We start from the raw sequence: 9,245 nt of genomic DNA, 5'->3' as shown, positions 1-9,245 counted from the left end.
CACTTCGACACCATGTTCCGCGATGCCCCGACGTCCGCAGCGACCTCGCCGATCGTGCCGCCGACCGCACACCGCAGCACGATCCGGGACCGCAACGCCGCTCCAGGCCAGTTCGGTTGACGCTGGCGGTTGGTGCTGGTCATACGGACGCGGCGGCGACGAGCATCATCTCGTTGGTGGTTTCTCGCGCTGTGGCCTGCCAGCCTCGCGCCCGGAGGTCGGTCTGGAGTTCGCTGGCGGTCCAGTACCGCTTGAAGATGTTGAAGGTGCGGCCGTCGTTGAGCTCCCGGCGTTCAGTCCGACTGCTGATGCGCTGCCCTCCCCAGGATGGGTGCGGTGTGCTGTCGACAAGAAAGACGCGACCATCGGGTCGCAGCGCCGTGCGCACGGTGGACCAGAACGCGTCCAAGCGGTCGTCGGGAACGTGCGAGAGCCAGTAGGAGAACAGCACCACGTCGTACTCCGCGGCCGGCGGTCTCCACTCGAACACATCGGCGACGACATAGTCGACCGGCGCTCCCGCGAGGCGTGTTCGATTGAGTTCGATCATCTCGGACGAGGCGTCTACGGCGGTCACTCGGTCGGCGTACCCGACGAGGTGCTGCGTCCACAGGCCGGTGCCGCACGCCAGTTCAAGCACGCGCCCCCTTGGGGCGAATTCACGCAGCGCTGCCTCGGCCTCCGCGACGTCCTCGAACCAGCGTCTGTCGAGGTCGGCCGGCAGCGCGTACCGGCCACGACGCAGCCACCACTCGTCATACTCTCCCGCCCTCGCCTGGTAGTACGCGACCTGCTGCGTCAACAACTCATCCATAACCCGTCACGATAGGCAACGCGCCTTCTTCTTCGCGAGAGCGAAGCATGGATGACAGGCGCGTGGTGCGCTCGGCGCCGCGGAGATGGTGTGCGTCAATCACCTCGCGGCGGAACAGGGTCGCCATGCTGTCGGCCGATCGGCAAGCGGCTTTCAGGAGCGCTGACCACACCTCCGTCGAGACGCTGGCCAGGCTGCGTCCGGCGGGGATCAGGTGGCTGGCAGATCGACGACGGCGACAGGCTGGCCGGCATCGTTGAGGATTTGCCGGCTCACCGAACCCAGCAGGATCCGGCGGACCAGGCCCTTGCCGTGGGTGCCGACGACGATCAGCTGCGCGTCCTCGGCGTGGCCCAGGATCGCTTCAGCGGCGGGGCCCTCCACCGCGACGTGGTCCACGCTCACTGAGCCGGGGTCCGTCCCGGTCACCTCGTCGAGGGCGCGGGTGATGGCTGCGGTGGCCTGCGCCTCGACGTCTGCCCCCATCCGCGCGAGGAGCTCGGGGTCGTCGCGGAACGCTGGGTGCAGAACGTCGTGGGCGGCGACCGCTCTCACCGAGGTGTTGCGCACGGCGGCCTCGGTGATTGCGTAGCGCAGTGCGTTGGTGCCGAACTCCGACCCGTCGACGCCCACGACGATTGGGCCTGTCGTCGGAAACTCATCCTCACCGAGGACGACCACCGGACATTTGGCGTGGACAGTCAGCCGGTTGCTCACCGAACCCAGCAGGGTGCTCGCGACGCTGCCGAGCCCGCGCCGGCCGACGACGACGGCGCCTGCGGCCTCGGAGGCCTCCGCGAGCATGTAGGCGGGGTGGCCCAGCTTCGAAGTAAGGGTGCAGGCCAGGTTGGGTGCGAGTTCGCGTACCCGCGCAGCCGCGGCCTCGAGCACGTGCTCGGAGAACTCGATGTGCCAGTCCACGGGTTGGCTGACCGGGCCGTGGTAGCCGTAGAAGTTGGGGTCGGGAGTAAAGCTGTAGGCGTGGAGCAGTTCGAGCTGCTCGCCTCCGAGGCTCGCTCGGGCCACCGCCCACTCGAGGGCGTTGGCGCTCTGCTGTGATCCGTCGATGCCAACGACGATCCGATCGACCATGTGTTGTCCTCCCGCGAAAGAGCCGACGGATCCGAACCTAGCCCGCGGTGAGCCGACGGGACAGCTGCTGGGGCAGCCAGCTGGTTCGCCGCCGCACCGGCGCCCGTTGGATCCCGTCCAGGATGAGCGCCAGCCCAATGATCACAGCGGCGATGATCACGAACATGAGTGCTCCTTCCAATGATCGGGCGGAAGTAGCCTTCGTGTATCCATCTGCCGCCGCGGACAGCCGTTCTCGGGTGAGGTTGCGGGTTGCGCGTCGTCTCACCCGCACCGGGTGATGCCTGTCGCGGCGGCCCGGACCAGTCTGGTCGGCGTACCCGGGCGCTGCGGCGGGCTCGAGAAGCGTGGGCACAGGAATGAGGCCAACCAGATGACGACGAACACACCCGACGGCACCCCGGAGGCGCGGAAGCCGACCATCGTCCTCATTCACGGCCTGTGGCTCACGCCGCTCAGCTGGGAAGGCTGGCAGCAGCGCTTCGAGTCGAAGGGCTACACCGTGCTCGCGCCGGCCTGGCCGGGACTCGAGGGAACGGTGGAGGAGGTTCGCCAGAACACCTCCAGGTACGAGCGGCTCGGGATCAAAGAGATCACCGATCACTACGACCGGATCATCCGCGGTCTCGACGCCGCGCCGATCATCATGGGCCACTCGTTCGGCGGCCTCATCACGCAGCTCCTGCTGGACCGCGGCCTCGGCGCCTCGGCCGTGGCGATCAGCCCGGCGCAGATCCACGGCGTGTACGTCCTGCCCCGCGCCCAGGCCAAGGTCGCGTCGGTGGCGCTGAAGAACCCGGCCAACCGCCACCGGACTCAGATGCTCACACCGGAGGAGTTCCACTACGGCTTCACCAACACGCGCACACTCGAGGAGTCGAGGCCGATTTACGACCGGCTCGCGGTGCCGGGGCCGGGGCGCCCGCTGTTCCAGGCGGCGCTCGCGAACTTCACTCCGCACGCAGTGACGAGGGTCAACCGGCACAACTCGAGCCGTGCGCCGCTGCTGTTTCTCGCCAACGGCAAGGACCACACCGTGCCCGCGGTGTCGACCCGCGCCGCCTACAAGATCCAGAAGAAGACGGGCGCGCTCACCGAGCTCAAGGAGTACCCCGACCGCTCCCACTCCACCTTCTCCCAGGACGGCTGGGAAGAGGTGGCCGACTACTCGCTCGACTGGGCCGTACGCAACGCGCGAACCTAGCCGCAGCCCTCATCGCGCGTCGATCACCTAGTACTCGTGGTCTGGTGGTGGTGGTGCTCCAGGTGCCAGCCGATCGTGTCCGCACCGGCATCCAGGCCCCTGCTCGGCCAGTTGTTCGCGCAGTGCGAGTACCAGCTCGACCGTGGCCGGCGGGGTGGCCCGCGGCGACGTCTTCGGCCGCCTGCTGCGTGGCTCGAACGCCGCCGCACCCTTGGCCAGATACCTGGCCTTCAACTGGTAGACCCACGCCCGATGGACCCCGTACCGCAGGGCCACCTCGGCGGGCGTCTGACTCTTCAGCCCACCAGCCCTGTCGCCGATCACCCCAGGCAGGTGTCGCCTCTGTCTTGAGACATCTGTCGCCTCTGTGTTGAACCACAACCCCTCGTGAGATCTCAGTGGCGGCTTGGCTGGCCGCCGAGGGCGTCGCGGATTCGGTTCCAGCGTTTGTCGTAGGTGGCGCCGAAGCGCTTGCGGGCTCGTTCGGCCTTGCGTTCGCCGTACCGGCGTACGGCCCAGGTCGAGCCGGGCTTGGCCAGGCGGAGCGCTCCGACAAAGGCCACCACCGGTACGACGATGCCGATCAGGCCGGTGGCTAGTTTGCCCTTGAGGAAGCAGAGGACTGCCATCACGAGGTGGAATCCGACGCTCGCGAAGTAGGTCCAGCGTGCGAGCTCACCGCCGGCCCGTTCGGGCTCGGCTCCGATCGGACTGGTCTGCATCAGCAGCACCACCCCCAGCGCCCCGCCCAGCAGGATCGCGTCGATGGACTTGCGTCCCTCCGGCCCCCAGTAGACGTCGTCGAGATGGAGCCACAGCGCGAACTCGTCCAGCGTCAGAGCCGCCCCCGCCCCGAACATCACCGCGAGCACCTCGGCCCAGGGAGACGCCGGGGCGTAGCGGAACTGGAGGAGCCCGGAGAGCAGCACCAGCAGGATTCCCCAGACTTGGTGGTGGATGTGGATGCCACCGATGTGTACGTCGGACAGGCCACCGTCATCGGGCTGCGTGGAAGCCTGCTTGGCGCGGATGCGCCGGGTGATGGCCCGGGCGACGGTGAACGTGAGGAGGAAGGCGAACAGCGCCCAGGCGGCCTGCGCCCGGCCAGTGTCGACGAGATCCCGATACCAGTTCACCTACATCACCCGTCACACATCGCTGGAGCCGGTCACCAGCAGCACGACGCCGACCACCGCCGCGACGATCAGCACCACGCACGCAACGGCCTCGGTCCGGTTGAACGCCCGCAGGCCTTGCTCGCGGCGGGCGAGCAGGTACAACAGCGTCCCCGGCGCGTACACGATCGAGGCCAGGAGCAAGTACTTCGGGCCCGCGGCGTACAGCATGAAGATCGAGTAGATGACCGCGACTGCTGCGATCACCCGTTGCTTGTGTCGCTCCGGCTCGTCGGCCGCTGTGTAGGTCTCCCCGGTGATGGTCAGCTTGAGCGCGTACGCCGCCGCCAGCAGGTAGGGCACCAACGACAGCGCGGTGTCGAGCTTGAGCATGAAGTCCAGCGCATCGTTGACGAACAAGACCAGGACGAGCACCAACTGCACGGCGAGGGTCGTCGTGAGCAGCGCGGTGATCGGCGTCGCGTGCACATTGTCGCGGGTCAGGAACTTCGGCATCACCCCGCCGCGCGCCGGCATGTAGAGAACCTCCGCGTTGATCAAAGTCCACGCCAGGTACGCGCCTTGGACGGAGATGATCACGCCGATACTGATGAACGTCGATCCCCAGGATCCGACCACGGACTCGAGCACGCCGCCCATCGACGGCTGCTTGGCCTTCGCCAGGTCGGCTTGCGGCAGTACGCCGTACGAGAGCAGCGTCACCGATGCGAACACGGCCAGCACACTGAGGAAGCCGAGGACCGTCGCCCGCCCGACGTCCTCGCGACGGCGGGCGAAGCGCGAGTACACGCTCGCCCCCTCGATCCCGAGGAACACGAACGTGGTGACCAGCATCGTCTGCTTGACCTGGTCGAACACCGCGCCGACCGAGCGCTCGTCACCGCCCCAGAAGTTGTCCGCGAACGTCCCCGCTTCGAAGGCCACGGCAACGATCACGATGAAGGTGAGGATCGGTAGCAGCTTCGCGATCGTGACGATCCGGTTGACGACGGTCGCCTGCCGTACGCCGCGCGCGATCAGGAAATGGAACAACCAGACGAGCGCCGACGCCAGCACGACGGCGAGGAAGGTGTTTCCTTGCCCGAGGCCCGGGAAGAAGGTGCCCAGCGTGGTCATCGTGAAGACCATGAAGAAGACGTTGCCCGCCACATTGCTGGCCCAGTAGCCGAACGCTGCGTTGAACCCGGCGTACGCGCCGAACCCGGTCTTCGCGTAGACGTACACGCCGCTGTCCAGGTCGGGCCGGCGTACGGCGAGCGATTGGAAGACCAGGCCCAGCATGAGCATGCCCGTACCGGCGATGATCCACGCGATGACGGCACCCAGTACGCCGGTCGCCTCGCCGAATTCGCCGGGGAGCGTGAAGACTCCACCACCGACCATCGAGCCGACGACCATGCCGGTCAGGGTGAGGACCGAGACCTTCTGGACTGCGCTTGCGCTCGCGTGGCGGGTGGTCACAACGGCCTCACGCCCTAGCCGCTCGGCCGGACGAGCGGGAACAGGATGGTGTCACGGATCGAGAGGCCGGTCAGATTCATCACGAGACGGTCGATGCCCATCCCCATCCCACCGGTCGGCGGCATGCCGTACTCCAGCGCCTCGAGGAAGTCCTCGTCGACCTGCATCGCTTCCGGATCGCCGGCGGCGGCCAGCAAGGACTGGGCGACGAGCCGCGCGCGCTGGTCCACCGGATCGACCAGTTCGGAGTACGCGGTACCTTGCTCGGCCGCGAAGATCACCAGATCCCACTTCTCCGCCAGCCGCGGGTCCGACCGGTGCGGCCGGGTCAGTGGCGCGTTCTCCTTCGGGAAGTCCTGGTAGAACACAGGTGTCGTCGTCGTGCTCTCACACAGTTCTTCGTAGATCTCCTCGAGCAGGGGTCCCCAGGTGGTGTCGCCGGCGTACTCGAGTCCGAGTTTGTCCGCGTGTCCGCGCAGTTTCTCGATCGGTGTGTCCGCGGTGACTTCCTCGCCGAGTGCCTCCGACACGGCTTCGCAGATGCTCTTGACCGGCCAGTCCCCGGACAGGTCGTACTCGACCGTCTTCCCGTTCGCATCGGTACGACGTGCGAGCGGCGAACCGTACACGGCGGTCGCGGCCTCCTGGATGATCTCCTGGGTCAGGATCCGCATCGTGTTGTAGTCGCCGTACGTCTCGTAGACCTCGAGCGAGGTGAACTCCGGATTGTGCTTGAAATCGACGCCCTCGTTGCGGAACTGCCGGCCCACCTCGAAGACCTTCTCCATTCCGCCGACCAGCAGTCGTTTCAGGTGCAGTTCGGTGGCGATCCGCAAATACAGATCGAGGTCGTAGGCATTGATGTGGGTCTCGAACGGACGGGCGTTCGCGCCGCCGTGGATCGACTGCAGGACGGGCGTCTCCACCTCGGTGAATCCACGCGCATGCAGGGATTCACGCACACTGCGTACGACGGTCGCCCGCGTGTACGCGATGTCGCGGGCGGCCGGACGAACGATCAGGTCGACATAGCGAGCCCGGATCCGTGCCTCCGGATCGACCATTCCCTTGAACTTGTCTGGCAGCGGGCGGATCGCCTTGCTCGTCAGTCGCAGGGACTCGGCGCGTACCGAGAGCTCTCCGCGCAAGGTCGTGATCATCTCGCCGGTGGCGCCCACATGGTCACCGAGGTCGATCTCGTGACGCCAGAAGTCGAAGGTCTCCTGGCCGACGGCGGCCAGGTCGACCATGAGTTGCAGGTCGCCGCTTCCGTCGCGCAGCTTGGCGAAACCCAGCCGTCCGTGGTCGCGTTTGAGGATGACTCGGCCCGCTACCGAGACCCGCGTTCCCGTTGACGTTCCCGGCGGAAGCACTCCGGCATCGGCTTCGACCTCGGCCATCGTGTGCGTCCGCGGATATGTCACCGGGTAGGGATCGATGCCACTGGCCCGGATCCGCTCGAGCTTCTCCCGCCGTACCCGCACCTGTTCTGGCAGTTTCTGCAAGGACATCGCCTCGGCCAGCGGATCCGGCGGCGCGGGGATCAGGGCGGCGACCGCGGCGGCGTGGTCGGCGTCGGCGGTGTCCAGAGTGCTCTCGCCGTTCTGCCCTGACTTGCCGCGGAGCATCGTGAGGCTGGGACGAGTGAGGAACCCTTCCGCGCTGCCCGCGGCCGTCCCCACTCGGGGCAGATCCGAGGTGTACTCGAAGCACATGAACCGTGGTTGCCAGACCGGGAGGTACTTCGCGTTGGAGCGGTACAGCGACTCCAGTTGCCAGTTGCGGCTCGCCAGCAGGAGCGCCTGACGCCACAGCCGCGCAACCGGACCGGCGCCGAGTTCCTCGCCGCGCTCGAACGCCTCCCGGAACATCGCGAAGTTGAGCGACAGCCGGCCGATGCCGAGCGCGGCGCCCTGCTCTGCGAGCCCGGCGACCATCAGTTCGACGAGGCCGTTGTCCGCGGTCGGGTCGCGACGCATCAGGTCCAGCGAGAGCCCGGTCCGGCCCCACGGGACGAAGCTGAGGAATCCGCGGAGGTTCCCGTCCGCGTCATCCGCACGCACCAGAACGCACGCACCGTCGAGTGAGTCCTCCAGACGGCCGAGCGCCATCGAGAACCCCCGCTCGTCCCCGCCGTCGCCGCGCCACGAGCCGGCCGCCACAGTGAGGGCCGCGAACTCGTCGGCGGTCAGAGCCGAATGACGCATGACCCTCGTGGTGTAGCCGCGACGCTGCAGGCGGGACACGGATTGCCGGACCGCCTTCATGCCCGGCCCGTTCAGCGAGAACGTCCGCAGGTCGAGGACCGCCTCGTCGCCGATCTCGTACGCCGTCAGCCCGGCCTCCGCGTACGCGGCCGCACCCTCCTCGCCCGCGCCCATCACCGCGAGCGACAGACCGTTCGACCTCGCGTCCTCGCGCCACTTTGCGATGGCCGCGGGCCAGTGCTCGGGGTCGCCCACCGGATTACCGCTGGCAAGGCTGACCGATCCGATCGGGCGATACGACACACCCGCCCGGGCCGTCGCCGGACTGCCGGTGTCCCAGATCGCCGACTTGTCGCGGCGGGTCGCGAAGTACCCGAGGGAGTCGGCGTCGCCGAAGTCGCGCAGCAGAGTGCGGATCCTGGCCTCGTCGGCGATGTCCAGCGTCCGGGTCTGCTTGGGCGCCCGGAACAACAGCTGCGCCGAGATCAGTACGACGGAGGCGCCCGAGATCCCGATCAGCCCGTGCACCCAGAACGGTGCGGTCACCGCCTCGTCGGGAGCCGCCCAGCCGACGTCGGTCAGCATCTCGGAGAAGACGAACTGTGCCGCGCTCGCGAAGTCGCTCGCGTTGCCGAACCGGTGTACCAGAGCGGCGCCGCCGATCAGCACCACCGCGCCGCCGACCAGGAACGAGACGATCGCCAGCAGCAGGCTGCCTGGCACCCGCCTGGCCGCGAACTGAGGCCGGGCCCGCCACGCGATGACGAGCACTCCGAGGATCAGTACGAAGCCGGCGATCTGGATCAGCGAGCCGCCGTCGATCAGCGAGGCGATCCTCGCGAGCTCCGGGAGGACCAGCCACCACAGCACCAGGAGCCACCACGCGGCGCGCAGCCTGCGTCGCAGTGCGACACCCATAGCAGTGAGTAATGCGGCGTAAACGAGGCTCGGCACAATGGGAATCGTGAGCATCGAAACGATGTCCTCGGCACCCGCGAAGTAATTCCGCCACGGCGGAACGAGCGCCACAATTGCGGCCAGCGCGGCGAATACGAACATGGTGGCCGCGAAACGGTCCGGCCAGCGGTCGTCGAGCGGTTTGAGAACACCAACCGAGCGAGTCCGGGCACGCGATTCTGCTGGCAGCGCAGCAGTATCCACCGTTGTGCTCATCGCCTACCCTTGTACAACGCGGCAATGCACAGTGCGCATCGCTTTCCCCGATCACGACGGTACACGAGACCGTTGGTGACGTATACCTACCCGACCGGCCCCGCCCGAGCACGTGTGGTGACGGTGCTTTTAGTCAAACGTATTGACCCGGGGATTTC

General features: G+C 67.5%; 8 protein-coding genes. 1 reads left to right on the top strand and 7 read right to left on the bottom strand.

Annotated features, from left to right (window positions below):
• Positions 1–139: 139 nt before the first annotated feature.
• The 3 genes from E0H75_RS41385 to E0H75_RS44795 form a co-directional block, all read right to left on the bottom strand.
• Entirely contained in the window at positions 140–814 is a 675-nt protein-coding gene (locus E0H75_RS41385) for a class I SAM-dependent methyltransferase (protein ID WP_131519204.1), read from the bottom strand.
• Between the two features lie 210 nt (positions 815–1,024).
• Positions 1,025–1,906: a universal stress protein gene (locus tag E0H75_RS41380; RefSeq protein ID WP_131519203.1), complete on the bottom strand. Its 882-nt coding sequence runs from the start codon at positions 1,904–1,906 to the stop codon at positions 1,025–1,027.
• Between the two features lie 37 nt (positions 1,907–1,943).
• Positions 1,944–2,072 carry a hypothetical protein gene (locus E0H75_RS44795; protein ID WP_272948985.1) on the bottom strand — a complete coding sequence of 43 codons (129 nt, stop codon included), beginning with the start codon at positions 2,070–2,072 and terminating at the stop codon, positions 1,944–1,946.
• 207 nt (positions 2,073–2,279) lie between these two features.
• On the opposite strand from E0H75_RS44795, the gene E0H75_RS41375 reads away from it, so the two are divergent.
• On the top strand, positions 2,280–3,110 hold the full coding sequence (locus E0H75_RS41375; RefSeq protein ID WP_131519202.1) for an alpha/beta hydrolase: 831 nt from the start codon (positions 2,280–2,282) through the stop codon (positions 3,108–3,110).
• A gap of 27 nt (positions 3,111–3,137) precedes the next feature.
• Here the strand turns inward: E0H75_RS41375 and E0H75_RS41370 are convergent, their stop codons facing one another.
• The 4 genes from E0H75_RS41370 to lysX all read right to left on the bottom strand — a co-directional run bounded on the left by E0H75_RS41370 (position 3,138) and on the right by lysX (position 9,087).
• Positions 3,138–3,434, bottom strand: coding sequence for a helix-turn-helix domain-containing protein (locus tag E0H75_RS41370; protein ID WP_202873440.1), 297 nt, complete (start codon positions 3,432–3,434; stop codon positions 3,138–3,140).
• Between the two features lie 71 nt (positions 3,435–3,505).
• On the bottom strand, positions 3,506–4,246 hold the full coding sequence (locus E0H75_RS41365) for a hypothetical protein (protein WP_131519201.1): 741 nt from the start codon (positions 4,244–4,246) through the stop codon (positions 3,506–3,508).
• Positions 4,247–4,258: 12 nt separating this feature from the next.
• Positions 4,259–5,707 carry a basic amino acid/polyamine antiporter gene (locus tag E0H75_RS41360; RefSeq protein WP_238163578.1) on the bottom strand — a complete coding sequence of 483 codons (1,449 nt, stop codon included), beginning with the start codon at positions 5,705–5,707 and terminating at the stop codon, positions 4,259–4,261.
• Between the two features lie 14 nt (positions 5,708–5,721).
• The gene (gene lysX, locus E0H75_RS41355; protein WP_131519200.1) at positions 5,722–9,087 is read right to left on the bottom strand and encodes a bifunctional lysylphosphatidylglycerol synthetase/lysine--tRNA ligase LysX; all 3,366 of its coding nucleotides are present in this window, start codon (positions 9,085–9,087) and stop codon (positions 5,722–5,724) included.
• Positions 9,088–9,245: the final 158 nt, after the last annotated feature.

The organism is Kribbella capetownensis (assembly GCF_004331485.1).
Lineage (GTDB): Bacteria > Actinomycetota > Actinomycetes > Propionibacteriales > Kribbellaceae > Kribbella > Kribbella capetownensis.
Note: the sequence above shows the minus strand (reverse complement) of the source record. Positions and strands in the feature narration are given on the sequence as shown.

Bases quoted from the DNA above. Each gene is read 5' to 3' on its own strand.
- lysX (WP_131519200.1), bottom strand. From the start codon at position 9,087: ATGAGCACAACGGTGGATACTGCTGCGCTGCCAGCAGAATCGCGTGCC.
- E0H75_RS41375 (WP_131519202.1), top strand. From the start codon at position 2,280: ATGACGACGAACACACCCGACGGCACCCCGGAGGCGCGGAAGCCGACC.
- E0H75_RS44795 (WP_272948985.1), bottom strand. From the start codon at position 2,072: ATGTTCGTGATCATCGCCGCTGTGATCATTGGGCTGGCGCTCATCCTG.
- E0H75_RS41380 (WP_131519203.1), bottom strand. From the start codon at position 1,906: ATGGTCGATCGGATCGTCGTTGGCATCGACGGATCACAGCAGAGCGCC.
- E0H75_RS41385 (WP_131519204.1), bottom strand. From the start codon at position 814: ATGGATGAGTTGTTGACGCAGCAGGTCGCGTACTACCAGGCGAGGGCG.